The sequence below is a fragment of the Derxia gummosa DSM 723 genome, assembly GCF_000482785.1.
GTDB classification, from domain to species: Bacteria; Pseudomonadota; Gammaproteobacteria; order Burkholderiales; family Burkholderiaceae_E; genus Derxia; species Derxia gummosa.
The window spans coordinates 545955-564178 of record NZ_AXWS01000013.1 but is presented as its reverse complement, the minus strand read 5'-3'; the positions used below and the strand labels follow the sequence as shown (position 1 = coordinate 564178).

The following is an 18224-nucleotide window of genomic DNA, read 5'->3' as shown; positions in this document are numbered from 1 at the left end:
TCCCCCGCACAACAACCACAGCCGGCCCGTCGGCGCGACGGGCCCGGAGGAGACATCCATGGACTTGCCCATCGCCCTCCTGCTCGGGCAGGACGGGCTCGCGAACGGCGCGGTGTACGCGCTGCTCGCGCTGGCCCTCGTACTCGTGTTCGCGGTCACCCGCGTCATCTTCATTCCCGAGGGCGAGTTCGTCGCCTGGGGCGCGCTCACGCTCGCGGCGCTGCAGGCCGGGCAGTTCCCGGGCACGGCCTGGGTGCTGCTCGCCTGCGGCGCGGCGGCGTCGGCGCTCGACGCGGTGGCGCTGCGCGCCGAGCCGGCGCGGCTGCTGCGCGCGCTCGGCTGGCAGCTCGGCTATCCGCTCGCGCTCGTCGCGGCGCTCAAGGCGCTGCCGCTCGCCGGCCTGCCGCTCGGCGCGCAGGTGGCGCTCGCGCTGGCGACCGTCGTGCCGCTCGCGCCGATGGTCTATCGCCTCGCCTTCCAGCCGATCGCCGATGCGACGGTGCTCACGCTGCTCATCGTCGCGGTCGCGGTGCATGTGGCGATGCTGGGCCTCGGCCTGCTGTTCTTCGGTCCCGAGGGCGCGCGCACGCCGGCGCTGTCGGACGCGAGCTTCACGCTCGGCCCGCTCGACTTCACCGGCCAGTCGCTCGCGGTGATGGGCAGCTCGCTCGCGCTCATCGTCGGGCTGTGGCTGTTCTTCAGCCGCACGCTCGCGGGCCGGGCGCTGCGCGCGTCGGCGCTCAACCGGCGCGGCGCGCGGCTCGTCGGCATCTCGCCGGTGGCGACCGGGCGACTTGCCTTCGGCCTCGCGGGCGCGATCGGCGCGCTGTCGGGCGTGCTGGTGGCGCCCGTGACGACCGTCTACTACGACAGCGGCTTTCTCATCAGCCTCAAGGGCTTCGTCGCGGCGATCGTCGGCGGGCTGGCGAGCTATCCGGCGGCGGCGCTCGCGGCGGTGTTCGTCGGGCTGCTGGAGTCGTTCTCGTCGTTCTGGGCCAGCGCGTTCAAGGACGTCATCGTGTTCACGCTGATCATCCCGGTGCTGGTCTGGCGCTCGCTGCAATCGCATCACATCGAGGAGGACGCATGAGCAGCCTGCCCTCGATCGCCCCGCGCGCCGCCGGCGTCGGCGCGTCCACGCCGCTGCCGCTCGTGGTCGGCGCGCTCGCGGTCGCGGCCCTCGCCGCCGCGCCGCAACTGCTGCCCGACTTCTACGTCACGCTCGTCAACTACGTCGGCATCTACAGCCTGGTGGCGCTCGGCCTCATGCTGCTCACGGGCGTGGGCGGGCTCACGTCCTTCGGCCAGGCGGCCTTCGTCGGGCTCGGCGCCTACACGACGGCGCTGCTCACGACCGGGCCCTGGCTCGCGCAGCTCGGGCTGCCGGCATCGCCGTGGATCGGCCTCGCCGCCGGGCTGCTGCTGACGCTCGCGATCGCGCTGCTGCTGGGCTCGCTCACGCTGCGGCTGTCGGGCCATTACCTGCCGCTCGGCACGATCGCCTGGGGCATCAGCCTCTACTACCTGTTCGGCAGCGTCGAAGGGCTGGGCGGGCATACCGGCATCACCGACATCCCGGCGGTCACGCTCGCGGGTCGCGCGCTCGACGACGGCCGCAGCTTCAGCTACCTGATCGCGGCCTTTCTCGCGGCGGGCATGTTCACGACGCACAACCTGCTCGATTCGCGCGAAGGCCGGGCGATCCGCGCGCTCAAGGGCGGTCGGGTGATGGCCGAGGCGATGGGCGTCGATACCTCGCGGGCGCGCATGGTGATCTTCGTGATCGCTGCCTTGCAGGCCAGCGCGGCGGGCTGGCTCTATGCCCATCTCCAGCGCTTCGTGAACCCGACGCCCTTCGGCATGCAGGCCGGCATCGACTACCTGTTCATGGCGGTGCTCGGCGGCGCGGGCCAGGTCTGGGGCGCGCTGGTCGGCGCGGGCGTCATCACCGCCGCGCGCCAGGGCTTGCAGGACTGGCTGCCGCGCCTGCTCGGCACGGCCGGCAACTTCGAGACCATCGTGTTCGGCCTCGCGATGGTGGTCGTGCTCCAGCGCGCGCGCGACGGCCTCGCGCCGTGGGTGGCGCGGCTGCTGCCGTCGCGCCGCCGCGCGCGGGCGATCGACGACCACGCCGAGCCGCTGCCGCGCCGCGCGATGCCGGCGGCCGGCGAGCTGCTCGTGGATGCGCGCGAAGTCACGCGCCGCTTCGGCGGGCTGGTCGCCAACAACGCGATGGACCTCCAGGTGAAGGCCGGCGAGATCGTCGCGCTCATCGGCCCCAACGGCGCCGGCAAGAGCACGATGTTCAACCAGATCTCGGGCGTGGACGCGCCGACCTCGGGCGAGATCCGCTTCCGGGGCCGGCGCGTGGACGGGCTCGGCGCGCGCGCCATCGCGGCGCTCGGCATGAGCCGCAGCTTCCAGCATGTGCGCATGCTGCCGGCGATGAGCGTGCTGGAGAACGTCGCGATCGGCGCCCATCTGCGCGGCAGTCGCGGCGTGTTCGCCTGCGCCTGGCGGCTCGACCGCGCCGACGAGGCCCGGCTCATCGCCGAGGCCGCGCGCCAGATCCGGCGCGTCGGGCTGGAAGAGCGCATGCACGCGCCGGCCGGCTCGCTCTCGCTCGGCCAGCAGCGCGTGATGGAGATCGCCCGCGCGCTGTGCAGCGACCCCTGCCTGCTGCTGCTCGACGAGCCGGCGGCCGGCCTGCGCCATCAGGAGAAGGCCGCGCTCGGCGAACTGCTGCGCCGGCTGCGCGCCGAGGGGATGGCGGTGCTCATCGTCGAGCACGACATGGACTTCGTGATGGGCCTCGCCGATCGCGTGGTGGTGATGGAGTTCGGCCGCAAGATCGCCGAGGGTCTGCCGCAGGACGTGCAGCAGGACCCGAAGGTGCTCGAGGCCTATCTGGGCGGGGTGGCGTGATGGGCAACATCCTTGAAGTGCGCGGCCTGTGCGTGGCCTACGGCAAGGTCGAGGCGGTGCAGGACGTGAACCTCGCCGTGCCCGAGGGCAGCATCGTCACGGTCATCGGCCCCAACGGCGCGGGCAAGACGACCACGCTCGCCGCGCTCATGGGCCTGCTGCCGGCGCGCGGCGAGATCCGCTTCGACGGCCGGCCGGTGCGGCGCGGACAGGTCGAGCAGCTCGTCGCGCAAGGGCTGGCCCTCGTGCCCGAATCGCGCGACCTGTTCGGCGAGATGAGCATCGAGGACAACCTGAGCCTCGGCGCCTACCGGCGCGGCCGGGCCGAGGCGAAGGCGACGCTCGACGAGGTGTACGCGCTGTTCCCGCGCCTGCTGGAACGGCGCGCCCAGGCGGCGGGCACGCTGTCGGGCGGCGAACGGCAGATGCTCGCGGTGGGGCGCGCGCTCATGGGCCGGCCCAAGCTGCTCATGCTCGACGAGCCGAGCCTCGGCCTCGCGCCGCTGATCGTGCGCGACATCTTCCGCATCATCGTGAAGCTGCGTTCGCTCGGCGTGTCGGTGCTGCTCGTGGAGCAGAACGCCCGCGCCGCGCTCCAGGTGGCCGACCACGCCTATGTGCTGGAGAACGGGCGCGTCGGCCTCGAAGGGCCGGCCGCCGAGCTGGCCAGCGACCCGCGCGTGATCGAGTCCTATCTCGGGCTGTCGGGGCGGCATCAGGACATGCTGGCCGCCTGACCTCGGCGGCGGCTGCAAGCCCTTGCAGCGCGGCCCCGCCATCGGCGGGGCGCTTCGCCCGCTCGCTCTCCCTCCATCCGGCCGCCACGGCGGCATCGCATCCGGCCCGGCCCGCAACCGTGCCCGCGTCGGCACGCGGGCGCGGCGCGGTCGGCCGCCACCACGGCAACCGGGCACGAGACCCGCGCGCCACCCAACCACAAAGAGGAGAAGCATGAACAACCCCCAACGCACCGCGCTGCTTGCCGCCGCGCTCGCCAGCCTCGCCGGCACGGCAGGCGCCCAGCAGGTCACGCTCTACGGCTCCATCGACACCGGCGTCGAGCGCGTGAGCCATGCGCGCGGCGACGGCTCGGCCCTCGTGCGCGTGCCGTCGATCACCGGCACGCAAGCCTCGCGCGTCGGCGTGCGCGGCGAGGAAGACCTCGGCAACGGCGCGAAGGCGCTGTTCGTGATCGAGAACGGCTTCAACGCCGACACCGGCGCCGCCGGCCAGGGCGGGCGCATGTGGGGGCGGCAAGCCTTTGTCGGACTCAGCTCCGCGAGCCTCGGCACGCTCACGCTCGGCCGCCAGTACACGATGCTCAACTACCCGCTCATCACGGGCGACATCCTCGGCCCCAACCTCTACGGCCTCGGCTCGCTCGACAGCTATCTGCCCGCCGCGCGGTCCGACAACACCCTTGCCTACCGCCACAAGCTCGGCGGCCTCGGCTTCGGCGCGACCTACTCCACCGGCCGCGACACCGTCGGCAACGGCGCGACCTCCTGCGCCGGCGAAGGCAACGCCGGGCCGGTCGCCTGCCGTCAGGTCTCGGCGATGGTCCAGTACGACACCGCCGACTGGGGCCTCGGCTATGCGATCGACGAGCAGCGCGGCGGCGGCACGCTTGGCGCGAGCTTCTACAACGGCGCGGCGGCGATCGCGATGCCCAACAGCTCGGACAAGGACCGGCGCCAGGCCGTGACGGGCTGGGCGAAGCTCGCGGGCGTGAAGGTCGCGGGCGGCTGGATCGGCCGGCGCGTGGACACGGCCACCACCGACGTGAAGAGCGACATGCTCTTCCTCGGCGCGTCGGTGCCGGTCACTGCCGCCTGGACCTTCGACGGCGAGGCGATCCGCATCGTCAACAGCGACCAGCAGCGCAGCGCGTCGATGCTCGTGGGGCGCGGGGTTTACTCCTTCAGCAAGCGCACGGCGGTGTATGCGCAGCTCGGCTGGCTCGACAACGGCAAGGGCGCGCAATACACGGTCAGCTCGGGTGGCGGCGGCACGACGCCGACGGCCGGCACCAACCAGCTCGGCAGCTTCGTGGGGATGCGTCACACCTTCTGAGGCTGGCGCGGTCAGCCGCCACCCACCAGCTGCCGTTGCGCAGCCGCAGCGGACGGCGCGGCTGCTCCGGTCGGTGGCGCCGCGGCTGCGCCTGTCGCGCGCGGCCGCGCGGGCGCAGACTCCCGCCCCCGTCCGCTTCCGCTGCCCCGCGACGGGCAGCCTTCCCTCATGTTCCCGATCCTCACCGGGCTGGCCGCGCTGGCCGGCTTCCAGTGGCTCGGCGGTCTTGCCGCGCGCGCCCTTCATCTGCCCTTGCCCGACGCGCTCGCGGGCGCCTTCCTGCTCGCCGCCCTGCTGCTGCCGCGCGCCGGCGTGCCCGCGCCGCTCGCGCGCGCGGCCGACCCGCTGCTGCGCCATCTGATGCTGTTCCTCATCCCGTCGGTGGCCGGCATCGCGGCGCAGGCGCCGCTGCTGCGCGACCACGGGCTGGCGCTGGTGGTGGTGTGCGTCGCGGGCGCGGCGGTGACGATGGCGGTGTCGGCGCTCGTGCTGGCGCTGAGCCTGCGACTGTTCGGCGGCCGGGCATGAACCTGACCGCGGCGCTCTCGCTCCCCTCGGCGCACGGGGCCGCGCTCATGGCCGGCTGCACCGGCGCGACGCTGCTCGCCTACGCGGTCGCGCTGGCCGCGTGGCGGCGCGGCGGACTCTCGCCCTGGCTGATTCCGGTGCTGACCGGCTCGGCGCTGGTGGCGCTCGGGCTCAAGTTCGCCGGCCTGCCGCATGCCGAGTACCGCGAGGCCACCGCGCTGCTGCGCTGGCTCGCGGGGCCGGCGACGGTGGCGCTCGCAGTGCCGCTGCATGCGCAGCGCGCGCGCATCCGCCGGCTCGGGCCGGCGCTGGCGGTGGCGCTGCCGGCCGGCGCGATCGCGGGCATCGGCTCGGCGGTGCTGCTCGCGCGCGCGCTCGGGCTGCCGGCGGCGCTCGTGCAGTCGCTCGCGCCGAAGTCGGCGACGATGCCGGTCGCGCTGGCGCTGGTCGAGGCCGGCGGCGGGATCGCGCCGGTCGCGGCGGCGGCCGTGGCGCTGACCGGCATCGCGGGCGCGCTGCTCGCGCGGCCGCTGCTCGACGCGCTGCGCCTGCGCGACCCGGCGGTGCGCGGCTTCGCCACCGGCATGGCCGCGCATGCGGTCGGCACGGCGCGCGCGTTGCGGATCGACCCGGTCGAGGGCGCGACCGCCGCGCTGGCGATGGGCCTGAACGGCCTCGCGACCGCGCTGCTGCTGCCCTTGCTGCTGCCGCCGCTGGCCGGCTGACGCGACGGCGCGGCCGCGCACGGCGTCGGCGTCGGCGTCGGTGAAGGTGAAGGTGAAGGTGAAGGCGCCGGCGAAGGCGCGCCCCCGGTGGCCCGCGACCGCACCGCGATGCCATGCAGACCGGCATCCCCGCTACCATCGCGCGCCCCGCCCGCCCGCCGCCGCTCCGATGAAGTCCACCCGCTACGCCGCCCTCGCCGACGAGATCGAACAGGCCATCGCCGCCGGCGTGCTGCGCCCCGGCGACCGCCTGCCCTCGGTGCGCCAGACCTGCGCCAGCCATACGGTCAGCCCGTCCACCGTGTTCCAGGCCTACTACCTGCTCGAAGCACGCGGTCTCGTGCGCGCTCGCGAGCGCTCGGGCTGGTTCGTGACCGAGGCGGCGCCCGCCGCGCCGCCCGAGCCGGCCGCCAGTTCCGCTCCCGACGGCAACGCGGTCGAGCTGGACGTGAGCGCGATGGTCTTCGACATTCTCGAAGCCAGCATGTCGCGCGCGGTCGCGCCCTTCGGCTCGGCCTTCCCCGGGCCGGAGCTGTTTCCGCTCGCGCGCCTCGGCCAGGAGATGGCGGCGGCCGCGCAATCGCTCGACCCGCGCGCCACCGTCGATGACCTCACGCCCGGCCTCGCGCGGCTGCGGCGCCAGATCGCGCGGCGCTATCTCGCGGACGGCATCGCGGTCGATCCGGACGAGATCGTCATCACCAATGGCGCGCTGGAGGCGCTCAACCTCTGCCTCGCCGCCGTCACGCGGCCCGGCGACGCGGTGCTGGTCGAGTCGCCCTGCTTCTACGGCGCGCTCCAGGCGCTCGAACGCCTGGGCCTGCGCGCGATCGAGGTGCCGACCCATCCGCGCGACGGCATCGACCTCGACGCGCTTGCAAGCGCTGTCAGCCGCCACGCGCCGCGCGCCGCCTGGCTCATGCCGAGCTTCCAGAATCCGCTCGGCGCGCTGATGCCCGAGGCGCGCAAGCGCGAACTCGTGGCGCTGCTCGCGCGCCACGGCATCCCGCTCATCGAGGACGACGTGTACGGCGAGCTGTGGTTCGGCGAGCGCCGGCCGCCGCCGGCCAAGGCCTTCGACGCCGAGGGGCTGGTGCTGCACTGCTCGTCGTTCTCGAAGAGCCTCGCGCCGGGCTACCGCATCGGCTGGGCGATACCGGGGCGGTTCCGGAAGACGGTGGCGCGGCAGAAGCTGTCGCTGTCGATCGCCACGTCGGCGCCGGCGCAGATCGCGCTCGCGGCCTATCTGGAGCGCGGCGGCCATGACCGCCATCTGCGCCGGTTGCGCGAGACGCTGCGCATCCGCCAGGCGAGCGTGCTGCGCGCGATCGCGGCGCACTTCCCCGAAGGCACGCGCGCGACGCGGCCCGAGGGCGGCTATTTCACCTGGGTCGAGCTGCCGGCAGGGGGCGACGCGCTCGCGCTGCACCGGCGCGCGCTCGCGGCCGGCATCAGCATCGCGCCGGGGCCGATCTTCTCGGCCGGGCGCGGCTTCGGGCATTGCCTGCGCATCAACTGCGGCCACGCCTGGGACGAGCGCGCCCATGACGCGATCGCCACGCTCGGGCGGCTGGCGGGCCGCGCCGGCTGACGCCCGGCCCGCGCGCGGCGGCGTCCGCCCGACGGCGCCGTGCCCGGCCCGCAACTGATCCGGTCCCCCGCGCCGCAACTGCTCCTGCCGCCCGCGCGCCGCGCCGCCTACCGTCGGCGCCCATCCCGTCGCCCGAGCGCGACGCCGCAGGAGCCGCCCGTGAGCGCGTCGAAAACCGTCATCCCCATCACGCCCCTCCCCCCGCGCGAGCCGCCCGGCGCGCCGCGCCCGCCCGCCAACGACCGCATCCACGCCCGCGCGGTGTCGGGCCGCTACGCGACGCGGCGCTGGCTCATGGTCTGGCTCACGCAGGCGGTGTTCTACGGCCTGCCGTGGCTCGACTGGGGCGGCCGCCCGGCGATGCTGTTCGACCTCGACGCGCGGCGCTTCTACCTGCCCGGCGTCGTGCTCCAGCCGCAGGACATGGTCTGGCTCGCGGCGCTGCTGGTGCTGTGCGCGCTAGGCCTCTTCTTCGTGACGGCGGTGGCCGGGCGCGTGTGGTGCGGCTACAGCTGCCCGCAGACGGTCTATACCGAGATCTTCATGTGGATCGAGCAGCGCATCGAGGGCAGCCGGGGCGCGCGCATCCGGCTCGACCGCGATGGCGTGAACGCCCGCTGGCTCGCGCTCAAGGGCGCGAAGCACGCCGCGTGGATCGCCTTCAGCCTGTGGACCGGCTTCACGCTCGTGGGCTACTTCACGCCGATCCGCGAGCTGGCCGGCGCGGTGCTCACGCTCTCGACCGGGCCGTGGGAGAGCTTCTGGCTGCTGTTCTACGGCCTCGCCACCTACGGCAACGCCGGCTTCCTGCGCGAGCAGGTCTGCAAGCACATGTGCCCCTACGGCCGCTTCCAGGGCGCGATGCTCGATCCCGACAGCCTCGTCATCAGCTACGACGCGGCGCGCGGCGAGCCGCGTGGCGCGCTGCCGAAGGGCGTGCCCGCGACGGCGCGCGCCGGCCTGGCCGGCGCCTCGGCCGCGCCGCCCACCAAGACCGCGCCGGCCGCCGCGCCCGCCCACGGCGCCTGCATCGACTGCTCGCTCTGCGTGCAGGTCTGCCCGACCGGCATCGACATCCGCGACGGCCTGCAAACCCTGTGCATCGGCTGCGCCGCCTGCATCGACGCCTGCGATTCGGTGATGGACAAGCTCGGCGCGCCGCGCGGCCTCGTGCGCTACACGACCGAGAACGCGCTCGCCCTCGGCCTCGACCGCGCGGCGACCCTGCGCCGCCTGCTGCGCCCGCGCGTGCTGATCTACGGCGCGCTGCTCGTCGCGCTGTCGGCCGCCTTCGTGCTGAGCCTGGCCGGCCGCCACAGCCTGCGCGTGGACGTGATCCGCGACCGCGGCGTGATGGCGCGCGCCGTGGAGGACGGCGCGTCGGAGAACGTGTACCGCCTCGTCCTCATGAACAGCGCCGAGCAGTCACGGCGCGTGCGCATCGACGTGACCGGCGCGCCCGGCCTGCACATCGAGGAGTCGGAGCCGGTCACGATCGAGCCGGCCAGCGACCGCAGCGTGCCGCTGCATGTGCGGCTCGACGCCGGCGCCGGCGTCGGCCCGGCTGGCGCGACGCTCCCGATCATGTTCGAGGTGCATGCGCTCGACGGCGACGAGCCGGTCGTGCGCGAGCCGAGCACCTTCATCCTGCCTTGAGCCGGTGGCGGCAGCGCCGCCCCGGCCCGGATGCGATGCATGCTTTCTCCGATCGTTCAGGAGCCCGTCCCATGCCCATCCTTCCCCGCCCGCGCCTGCTCTGCGCCGTGTCGCTCGCGCTCTCGGTACTGACCGTTGCGGCCAGCGCCGACACGTCGGTCGAGACCCGCCCGCCCAACAACGCCGACGCCCGCCCGGCCTTCGCGGGCCAGACCCGCGCCCCCGCGATGCGCACGCCGGTCGCGCTGGACGTGCGCACGATCACCGACGCGCTCGACCAGCCCTGGGCGGTCGAACTGCTGCCCGACGGCCGCTTCCTCGTCACCGAACGGCCGGGCCGGCTGCGCATCGTCGGCGCGGACGGGCGGCTCTCGGCGCCGGTCGCGGGCCTGCCGCCGGTATTCGCCCAGGGCCAGGGCGGCCTGCTCGACGTGGCGCTCGACCCCGGCTTCGCCGCCAACCGCACGATCTACTGGAGCTACGCCGAGCCGCGCGCCGACGGCAGCGGCACCACGCTCGCGAAGGGCGTGCTCGTGGAGGACGCGCGCGGCGCGCGGCTGGAGGAGGTGCGCATCCTGTTCCGCCAGCAGCCGTCGCTGCGGTCGCCGCTGCACTTCGGCTCGCGCATCGCGTTCGGGCCCGGCGGCCGGGAGCTGTTCCTCACGCTGGGCGAGCGCGGCATTCCCGAGGGACGGGCGCAGGCGCAGGACCTCGGCAGTCATCTGGGCAAGCTGGTGCGCCTGAATCTCGACGGCTCGGTGCCGGCCGGCAATCCCTTCGCCGGGCGCGCGGGCGCGCGACCGGAAATCTGGTCTCTGGGCCATCGCAATGTGCAGGGTGCGGCGCTCGATGCCGACGACCGGCTGTGGACGATCGAGCACGGCCCGCGCGGCGGCGACGAGCTCAACCGCCCGGACCCGGGCCGCAACTACGGCTGGCCGGTCATCGGCTACGGCATCGACTACTCGGGCGAGCGCATGCACGAGAGCGCCGCGCGCGTCGACATGGAACAGCCGGTCTACTACTGGGACCCGGTCATCGCGCCGGGCGGCATGGTCTTCCACAGCGGGCGCGGCCTGCCCGACTGGCGCGGCAACCTGTTCGTGGCCGGGCTCGGCAGCCGCAAGCTCGTGCGCCTGAAGCTCGACGGCGACCGCGTCACCGGCGAGGAATGGCTGCTGGCCGACCGGGGCCTGCGCCTGCGCGACGTGATCGAAGGCCCGGACGGCGCGCTGTACGTGCTGGCCGAGGCGCCGGCCGGCGCGCTGCTGCGCGTGGCGCCGGCCGGGCGCTGAAGCTCGCCGCGCCTGTCAGCCCCGCCCGCCCTCGAAGGGCAGGCGCGCCGCCTCGGGACAGAGCCAGCCCAGCACCAGCGCGGCGATGAGCAGCGCCGGCACATCGCCTGCGAGATGCCCGGCATGCAAGGGGTTGCGCAGCGCCTGTACCGCCATGACGGCGCCGTGCACCGCGCTCGACCAGAGCGCGAAGGAGATGAGGCTCAGGTACCGCACCGGATCGCGCGCGGCCAGCAGCAGGAAGACGCCGAGCGTCGCGTACAGGGCGATGATCATTTCGAGGTAATCGGAATGCCCCTGGTGCCAAACCCAGCCGGCCGGCCAGAGCACGGTAAGCGGATAGAAGCCGACGGCGCAGATCAGGCCAAGGACGACTAGCGCGATGCGCAGCCAGGCGGCGCGGCGGACTGGATTCACGTTTTGCTCCCGGAAGCAGACGGCGCCGCGATTTTCCCGGCGCCCCCGCCGGGCGGAAAGATTTACTTGAACAGGTCGGCACACGCGTAACGCTTGGCGTCAGGACCGCGTTCCGCAAGCCTGGCGCCGGAACACTCGCGAACGAGCCGGACCGGGCCCGGCCCGCAGGACGGCTCGCTCCCGACACTGCTTCCGAAGGAACGCGTCCATGTCCAGAACTCCCCTCCGCCAGGACGCGCCGGCCTGGCCGCGCGCACTTGCCCTCGTCCCGCTGCTCACGGCGCTGCTTCTTGCGGCGCCCGCGCACGCGGACGGCGTGCCCGATCCCGGCGCGCCGCATGCGGTCTCGCCCGCGCCCGCAGGCACACCCACCGGCGATGCCGGCGCCGGCAAGACGGTGTTCGACAACCAGTGCGCGGCCTGCCACACGGCAACGCCCGGGCGCAACGGTTTCGGTCCGTCGCTCGCGGGCGTCGTGGGGCGGCGCGCCGGCAGCCTGCGCGGCTACCACTACACCGACGCGATGGCGCATTCGGGCATCACCTGGACCGCGCCCGAGATCGAATCCTTCCTCGCGTCGTCAACCGCCAAGGTGCCCGGCACCGCCATGGCCGTGTCGCTGAGCGACCCGAAGGCGCGCGCCGATGTCGTCGCCTGGCTCGCGACGCTGTCCGGCCCGGCCAACGACGCGCAGGCGGCGGCACCCGCGCCGGCACCGACGCCGGTGCGCGGCGGGCCGACCCAGGCCGAGCTGCTCGGCGCCGCGCGCGACCGCGCGAGCTGGCTCTACGCGAGCAAGGACTGGTCGGGCCAGCGCTATGTCGATCTGGCGCAGATCACGCCCGCGAACGCAAACCGGCTGCGCGCCGAGTGCATCTTCCGCACCGACCGCTCGGGCGCGACGCAGAGCAATCCGCTCGTCTACGACGGGGTGCTCTACTTCACGAGCGAGGAGCTCACCTTCGCGATCGACGCGGCAACCTGTCGCCCGCGCTGGACCCACCGCTGGGACATCAAGGACGGGGCGCTGTCGCGCACCAACCGCGGCGTGGCCATCAAGGACGGCCGGCTCGTTCGCGGCACGCCCGACGGCTGGCTCATCGAGCTGAACATGGCGGACGGCTCGCTGATCTGGCAGCGCAAGATTGCCGACGCCAAATCGAGCCAGTACCTGAGCATGCCGCCGCTCATCTACGAGAACCTCATCATCGTCGGCCCCGCCGGCGCCGACTGGGGCGCGAAGAACTGGGTCGGCGCCTTCGACCTCGTGACCGGCGCGCCGGTCTGGCGCTTCAACGTCATTCCGGACGACGGCGAGCCCGGCGCCGACAGCTGGCCGAGCGCCGAGGCGCGCGCCCACGGCGGCGGCAGCCTGTGGACGCCTTTCACGCTCGACGCCGAGCGCGGCGTGCTGTGGGTGCCGGTCGGCAATCCCGCGCCCGACTTCTATCGCGACGTGCGCGAAGGCGCGAACCTCTACACCAACGCCGCGCTCGCGCTCGACGTGCGCAGCGGCCGGCTGCTCTGGCATCGCCAGTTCGGCCCGGCCGACGACCACGACCGCGACCTGAGCCAGACGAGCCCGCTGTTCAGCGCGGGCGGTCGCCGCCTCATCGCGATCGGCGGCAAGGACGGCCTGCTGCGCGTGATCGACCGCGACAGCCACGCGCAGCTGTTCGAGACAGCGATCACGTCGCGCGAAGGCTTCGACGCGCAGCCGACGCCCGAGGGCGTGCACTCCTGCCCCGGCCTGCTCGGCGGCCTCGAATGGAACGGACCGGCGTACAGCCCGCGCGCGCATGCGCTCTACGTGTCGTCGATCGACTGGTGCGGCACCTTCACGCGCGCGGCCCAGCCGCCCGCCTTCGTCGCGAACGCGCACTACTACGGCGGCGCGGTCGCGCCCGACCCGGCGGACCGCAGGAAGGGCTGGATCCAGGCGCTCGACGCGACGACCGGCAAGCCGCGCTGGAAGCGCGAGTGGCCGACGCCGCTCACGGCCGGCATCGTCGCGACCGCCGGCGGCGTGCTGTTCACCGGCGATCTCGACAACAACTTCCTCGCGCTCGACGCGGCCACCGGCCGCACGCTGTACCGCTTCAACACGGGCGGCTCGGTTGGCGGCGGCGTGGTCAGCTACGAGATCGGCGGCCACCAGTACGTCGCGACCACCTCGGGCGTGGTGTCGGGCTTCTTCGGCGGCACGGGCACCTCGGCGATCGTCGTGTTCGGCTTGCCGTGAGACGGGGGCGCCGCGGCGCGGCGGCTGGCCACCCGACGGCGGGCGGCTCGCGCGGGCGCACCGCCCGGCACGACGGCCGGAATCCGGACGCCGCGCCGCCGTACCGTCCGCCGCCGGACGTCCGTGACAACCCGCAGCGCGAATGCCTCTTTTGCTTGCCGATCAATGACTTGGCGGCAAGGCCCGGCGATGGCACCGGGCTTGCCCCGTTCTCCCCTGCCCCGGCCGGCACACCGCCGCCGGGCGTCAGAGGAGAACGGAGACCCACATGTCAATACAAGCTCAGCAGCGCCCGCCGGCCTCGGCGGTCCAGGTGATGGGCATCGATGCCGGCGGCACGATGACCGACACCTTCTTCGTGCGCGCCGACGGCCGCTTCGTGGTCGGCAAGGCCCAGAGCAATCCCGACGACGAATCGCTCGCGATCTTCAACTCGTCGCAGGACGCGCTCGCGCACTGGGGCCGCGAGGTGGATGACGTCTATCCCGAACTCGTCACCTGCGTGTACTCGGGCACCGCGATGCTCAACCGCGTGGTCCAGCGCAAGGGGCTCGCGGTCGGGCTCATGGTCAACAAGGGCTTCGAGCATGTGCACTCGATGGGCCGCGCGATCCAGAGCTATCTGGGCTATGCGCTGGAGGAGCGCATCCACCTCAACACCCATCGCTACGACGCGCCGCTGGTGCCGATCTCCCGCACGCGCGGCGTGACCGAGCGCACCGATGTGCAGGGCCAGGTGGTGATTCCGCTGCGCGAGGACGAGGTGCGGCAGGCCACGCGCGAGCTGGTCGCGGCCGGCGCCAAGGCCATCGTCATCTGCCTGCTCCAGTCGCACAAGAACGCGGCGAGCGAGCAGCGCGCCCGCGACGTGACGCTCGACGAGCTGAAGAAGCTCGGCGCCGACCTGCCGGTGTTCGCTTCGGTCGACTACTACCCGCAGCGCAAGGAAAGCCACCGCATGAACACGACGGTGCTCGAAGCCTATGCGGCCGAGCCCTCGCGCCAGACGCTCAGGAAGGTGAGCGACCGTTTCACGAAGCACGGCGCCAGGTTCGACCTGCGCGTGATGGCGACTCACGGCGGCACCATCAGCTGGAAGGCCAAGGAGCTGGCGCGCACGATCGTGTCGGGGCCGATCGGCGGCGTCATCGGCAGCAAGCTGCTCGGCGAGACGCTCGGCTACGAGAACATCGCGTGCAGCGACATCGGCGGCACGAGCTTCGACATGGCGCTGATCACCAAGGGCAATTTCGCGATCGCGTCCGACCCCGACATGGCGCGGCTGGTGCTGTCGCTGCCGCTCGTGACGATGGATTCGGTCGGCGCGGGCGCCGGCAGCTTCGTGCGGCTCGACCCCTACAGCGGCGCGCTCAAGCTCGGCCCCGACAGCGCCGGCTACCGCGTCGGCACCTGCTGGCCCGAGAGCGGCCTGGACACCGTGACCGTGTCGGACTGCCATGTGGTGCTCGGCTACCTCAACCCGGCCAACTTCCTCGGCGGCGCGATCAAGCTCGACGTGGACCGCGCGCGCGCCCACATCAAGGCGCAGATCGCCGACCCGCTCGGCCTCAGCGTGGAAGACGCGGCCGCCGGCGTGATCGAGCTGCTCGACCTGCAGCTGCGCGAATACCTGCGCAGCAACGTGAGCGCCAAGGGCTACAACCCGACCGAGTTCGTCTGCTTCAGCTATGGCGGCGCGGGGCCGGTGCACACCTACGGCTACACCGAAGGGCTCGGCTTCAAGGACGTGATCGTGCCGGCCTGGGCGGCGGGCTTCTCGGCTTTCGGCTGCGCCTGCGCCGACTTCGAGTACCGCTACGACAAGAGCGTGGACCTCGCGCTGCCGCAGAAGGCCGAGGCCGGCGCCAAGGCCGAGGCCGCCGCGACCATCCAGCAGGCCTGGTCGGCGCTCGCCGCCAAGGTGATCGAGGAGTTCCGCATCAACGGCTTCGCGCCCGAGGACGTGATCCTGCGGCCCGGCTACCGCATGCAGTACATGGGCCAGCTCAACGACCTGGAGATCGATTCGCCGATCACGAGCGCCGCGACTGCCGAGGACTGGGACGCGATCGTCACCGCCTTCGAGGCCACCTACGGCCGCGTGTACGCGAGTTCGGCGCGCTCGCCCGAGCTGGGCTTCTCGGTGACGGGCGCGATCATGCGCGGCACCGTGCTCACGCAGAAGCCCGTCCTGCCCGAGGACGAGGACGGCGGCGACATCCCGCCGGCCGCCGCGCGCATCGGCACCCGCAAGCTCTACCGCCACAGGCAATGGTTCGACGCGACCCTCTGGAAGATGGAAGCGCTCAGGCCGGGCAACCGCATCACCGGCCCCGCGATCGTGGAGTCCGACGCGACGACCTTCGTCGTGCCCAAGGGCTTCGCGACCACCCTCGACAAGCACCGCCTGTTCCACCTGAAGGAAGTGAAGGGAGCCTGAGCATGAACATGATGTCAGCCACGGAAGCCGGATTCGCCGATCTGCTCAAGACCGGCCAGACGCTCAAGCAGTTCCGCGACGGCGTGCTCGAACGCACCGCCGCCAGCGGCCACTACAACGGCCTCGACCGGCTGGAGCTGCGCGAGCGCGACCCCATCGGCTACGAGAAGCTGTTCAGCAAGCTGCGCGGCGGCCTCGTGCATGCGCGCGAGACGGCCAAGAAGATCGCCGCCAGCCCGATCGTCGAGCAGGAAGGCGAGCTGTGCTTCACGCTCTACAACGCCGCCGGCGACTGCGTGCTCACCTCGACCGGGATCATCATCCACGTCGGCACGATGGGCGCGGCGATCAAGTACATGATCGAGAACGACTGGGAGACCAACCCGGGCATCAACCCCGGCGACATGTTCACCAACAACGATTGCGCGATCGGCAATGTCCACCCCTGCGACATCGCGACCATCGTGCCGATCTTCTCGCACGGCAAGCTCATCGGCTGGGTCGGTGGCGTGACGCACGTGATCGACACCGGCTCGGTCACGCCGGGCAGCATGTCGACCGGCCAGGTGCAGCGCTTCGGCGACGGCTACATGATCACCTGCCGCAAAACCGGCATCAACGACACACCTTTGCGCGACTGGCTGCATGAAAGCCAGCGCTCGGTGCGCACGCCCAAGTACTGGATCCTCGACGAGCGCACCCGCATCGCGGGCTGCCACATGATCCGCGAGCTGGTGGAGGAGGTGATCGCCGAGGTCGGCCTCGACGATTACGAGAAGTTCGCCTACGAGGTGATCGAGGAAGGCCGGCGCGGCCTCCAGACGCGCATCAAGGCGATGACGCTGCCGGGCATCTACCGCAAGGTGGCCTTCGTGGACGTGCCCTATGCGCATCCGGACGTGCAGACCTCGTCGGCCTTCGCCAAGCTCGACTCGATCATGCATTCGCCGGTCGAGATCACCATCAAGCCCGACGCGAGCTGGCGGCTCGACTTCGAGGGCGCGAGCCGCTGGGGCTGGCATTCGTACAACGCGCACCAGGTCGCGTTCACGAGCGGCATCTGGGTGATGATGACCCAGACCCTGGTGCCGACCCAGCGCATCAACGACGGCGCCTACTACGGCACCCAGTTCCACCTGCCCAAGGGCGCGTGGATGAATCCGGACGACCGCCGCACCGGCCATGCCTATGCCTGGCACTTCCTGGTGTCGGGCTGGAGCGCGATGTGGCGCGCGCTGGGCCAGAGCTATTTCAGCCGCGGCTATCTGGAGGAGGTGAACGCGGGCAACGCCAACACCTCCAACTGGCTCCAGGGCGGCGGCATCAACCAGGACGGCGACATCCACGCCGTCAACAGCTTCGAGGCCAGTTCCTGCGGCACGGGCGCGAGCGCGATCAAGGACGGCCTCAACCATGCCGCCGCGATCTGGAACCCCGAAGGCGACATGGGCGACATCGAGATCTGGGAGATGGCCGAGCCGCTGCTCTACCTCGGGCGCAACGTCAAGGCCAACTCGGGCGGCTACGGCAAGTTCCGAGGCGGCTGCGGCTTCGAGACGCTGCGCATGGTCTGGAAGGCGCAGGACTGGACCATGTTCTTCATGGGCAACGGCTACATGAACAGCGACTGGGGCCTGATGGGCGGCTATCCGCCCGCGACCGGCTACCGCTTCGAGGCGCACAAGACCGGGCTGGCCACGCGCATCGCCAACGGCGACAGCCTGCCCTTCGGCGCCGACCTCAACCCCGACGCGCCCGACTACGAGAACCATCTCAACGAAGGCGCGGTGGTCAAGCGCGACCAGCAGTGCATGACGACCGAGGACTGCTACGCCAACCACGACCTGTACCTCAACTACCTGCGCGGCGGCCCCGGCTTCGGCGACCCGCTCGACCGCGAGATCGAGGCCATCGCCGATGACCTCAACAACGCGCTGCTGCTGCCCGATTTCGCGCAGAAGGTGTACGGCGCGGTCGCGACGCGCGACGCCGCCGGCCTGTGGACGGTGGACGCGAAGAAGACCGCCCAGCAGCGGCTCCAGATCCGCCAGGCGCGGCTCGCGCGCTCGGTGCCCGTCGCCGACTGGATGAAGCAGGAGCGCGAACGCATCCTCGTCAAGGACGCCTCGCCCCAGGTGCTGCACATGTTCGCGACGAGCTTCGGCCTGTCGAAGAAGTTCGAAGGCCAGTTCCGCGCCTTCTGGAACCTGCCCGCGAGCTGGACCCTCACCGAGGACGAGCTCGACGTGCCTTCCTATGGCTCGAAGTTCCGCATGGACCTATCGAAGCTGCCCGATGTCCACACCGTCGTTCTCGTCGAGGAGTGATCCGC

General features: G+C 72.4%; 13 protein-coding genes. 12 read left to right on the top strand and 1 reads right to left on the bottom strand.

The genetic code is table 11. The features are described from left to right. Positions 1-58: 58 nt before the first annotated feature. The 9 genes from H566_RS0113095 (at position 59) to H566_RS24920 (ending at position 10793) form a co-directional block, all read left to right on the top strand. Positions 59-1090 carry a branched-chain amino acid ABC transporter permease gene (locus H566_RS0113095; RefSeq protein WP_028311799.1) on the top strand — a complete coding sequence of 344 codons (1032 nt, stop codon included), beginning with the start codon at positions 59-61 and terminating at the stop codon, positions 1088-1090. Beyond that, positions 1087-2925, top strand: a complete 1839-nt coding sequence (locus H566_RS0113090; RefSeq protein WP_034411543.1) for a branched-chain amino acid ABC transporter ATP-binding protein/permease — start codon at positions 1087-1089, stop codon at positions 2923-2925. Before H566_RS0113095 ends, H566_RS0113090 begins: the two co-directional genes overlap by 4 nt. After that, positions 2925-3662: an ABC transporter ATP-binding protein gene (locus tag H566_RS0113085; RefSeq protein ID WP_028311797.1), complete on the top strand. Its 738-nt coding sequence runs from the start codon at positions 2925-2927 to the stop codon at positions 3660-3662. Before H566_RS0113090 ends, H566_RS0113085 begins: the two co-directional genes overlap by 1 nt. Before the next feature lie 214 nt (positions 3663-3876). After that, a complete protein-coding gene (locus H566_RS0113080) occupies positions 3877-4998 on the top strand; it encodes a porin (protein WP_034411541.1) in 1122 nt (373 codons plus the stop codon). Between the two features lie 168 nt (positions 4999-5166). Beyond that, positions 5167-5526 (top strand): CidA/LrgA family protein, encoded by a 360-nt coding sequence (locus H566_RS0113075; protein ID WP_051378712.1) that lies wholly within the window; start codon positions 5167-5169, stop codon positions 5524-5526. After that, the gene (locus H566_RS24925) at positions 5523-6251 is read left to right on the top strand and encodes an LrgB family protein (RefSeq protein ID WP_084545061.1); all 729 of its coding nucleotides are present in this window, start codon (positions 5523-5525) and stop codon (positions 6249-6251) included. Before H566_RS0113075 ends, H566_RS24925 begins: the two co-directional genes overlap by 4 nt. Positions 6252-6420: 169 nt before the next feature. Further along, entirely contained in the window at positions 6421-7842 is a 1422-nt protein-coding gene (locus H566_RS0113065; protein ID WP_028311794.1) for an aminotransferase-like domain-containing protein, read from the top strand. A gap of 159 nt (positions 7843-8001) precedes the next feature. Beyond that, positions 8002-9498, top strand: a complete 1497-nt coding sequence (gene ccoG, locus H566_RS0113060; RefSeq protein ID WP_084545060.1) for a cytochrome c oxidase accessory protein CcoG — start codon at positions 8002-8004, stop codon at positions 9496-9498. Positions 9499-9569: 71 nt separating this feature from the next. Further along, the gene (locus H566_RS24920) at positions 9570-10793 is read left to right on the top strand and encodes a PQQ-dependent sugar dehydrogenase (RefSeq protein WP_034411539.1); all 1224 of its coding nucleotides are present in this window, start codon (positions 9570-9572) and stop codon (positions 10791-10793) included. Positions 10794-10808: 15 nt separating this feature from the next. Here H566_RS24920 and H566_RS24915 read toward each other — a convergent pair whose 3' ends face one another. Continuing rightward, positions 10809-11210, bottom strand: coding sequence for a DUF6632 domain-containing protein (locus tag H566_RS24915; protein WP_034411538.1), 402 nt, complete (start codon positions 11208-11210; stop codon positions 10809-10811). Positions 11211-11418: 208 nt separating this feature from the next. Here H566_RS24915 and H566_RS24910 point away from each other — a divergent pair, with 208 nt between their 5' ends. From H566_RS24910 to H566_RS0113035, 3 genes are all read left to right on the top strand, one after another. Continuing rightward, positions 11419-13452, top strand: a complete 2034-nt coding sequence (locus H566_RS24910) for an outer membrane protein assembly factor BamB family protein (RefSeq protein ID WP_051378711.1) — start codon at positions 11419-11421, stop codon at positions 13450-13452. A gap of 268 nt (positions 13453-13720) precedes the next feature. Then, the gene (locus tag H566_RS0113040) at positions 13721-15892 is read left to right on the top strand and encodes a hydantoinase/oxoprolinase family protein (protein ID WP_034411536.1); all 2172 of its coding nucleotides are present in this window, start codon (positions 13721-13723) and stop codon (positions 15890-15892) included. A gap of 2 nt (positions 15893-15894) precedes the next feature. Next, positions 15895-18219, top strand: coding sequence for a hydantoinase B/oxoprolinase family protein (locus H566_RS0113035; RefSeq protein WP_028311791.1), 2325 nt, complete (start codon positions 15895-15897; stop codon positions 18217-18219). Positions 18220-18224 lie beyond the last annotated feature (5 nt).

Coding starts and splice junctions, on each gene's coding strand:
- H566_RS0113080 (WP_034411541.1), top strand. CDS start 3,877: ATGAACAACCCCCAACGCACCGCGCTGCTTGCCGCCGCGCTCGCCAGC.
- H566_RS24925 (WP_084545061.1), top strand. CDS start 5,523: ATGAACCTGACCGCGGCGCTCTCGCTCCCCTCGGCGCACGGGGCCGCG.
- H566_RS24910 (WP_051378711.1), top strand. CDS start 11,419: ATGTCCAGAACTCCCCTCCGCCAGGACGCGCCGGCCTGGCCGCGCGCA.
- H566_RS24920 (WP_034411539.1), top strand. CDS start 9,570: ATGCCCATCCTTCCCCGCCCGCGCCTGCTCTGCGCCGTGTCGCTCGCG.
- H566_RS0113035 (WP_028311791.1), top strand. CDS start 15,895: ATGAACATGATGTCAGCCACGGAAGCCGGATTCGCCGATCTGCTCAAG.
- H566_RS0113085 (WP_028311797.1), top strand. CDS start 2,925: ATGGGCAACATCCTTGAAGTGCGCGGCCTGTGCGTGGCCTACGGCAAG.
- H566_RS0113040 (WP_034411536.1), top strand. CDS start 13,721: ATGTCAATACAAGCTCAGCAGCGCCCGCCGGCCTCGGCGGTCCAGGTG.
- H566_RS0113065 (WP_028311794.1), top strand. CDS start 6,421: ATGAAGTCCACCCGCTACGCCGCCCTCGCCGACGAGATCGAACAGGCC.
- H566_RS0113090 (WP_034411543.1), top strand. CDS start 1,087: ATGAGCAGCCTGCCCTCGATCGCCCCGCGCGCCGCCGGCGTCGGCGCG.
- H566_RS0113095 (WP_028311799.1), top strand. CDS start 59: ATGGACTTGCCCATCGCCCTCCTGCTCGGGCAGGACGGGCTCGCGAAC.
- H566_RS0113075 (WP_051378712.1), top strand. CDS start 5,167: ATGTTCCCGATCCTCACCGGGCTGGCCGCGCTGGCCGGCTTCCAGTGG.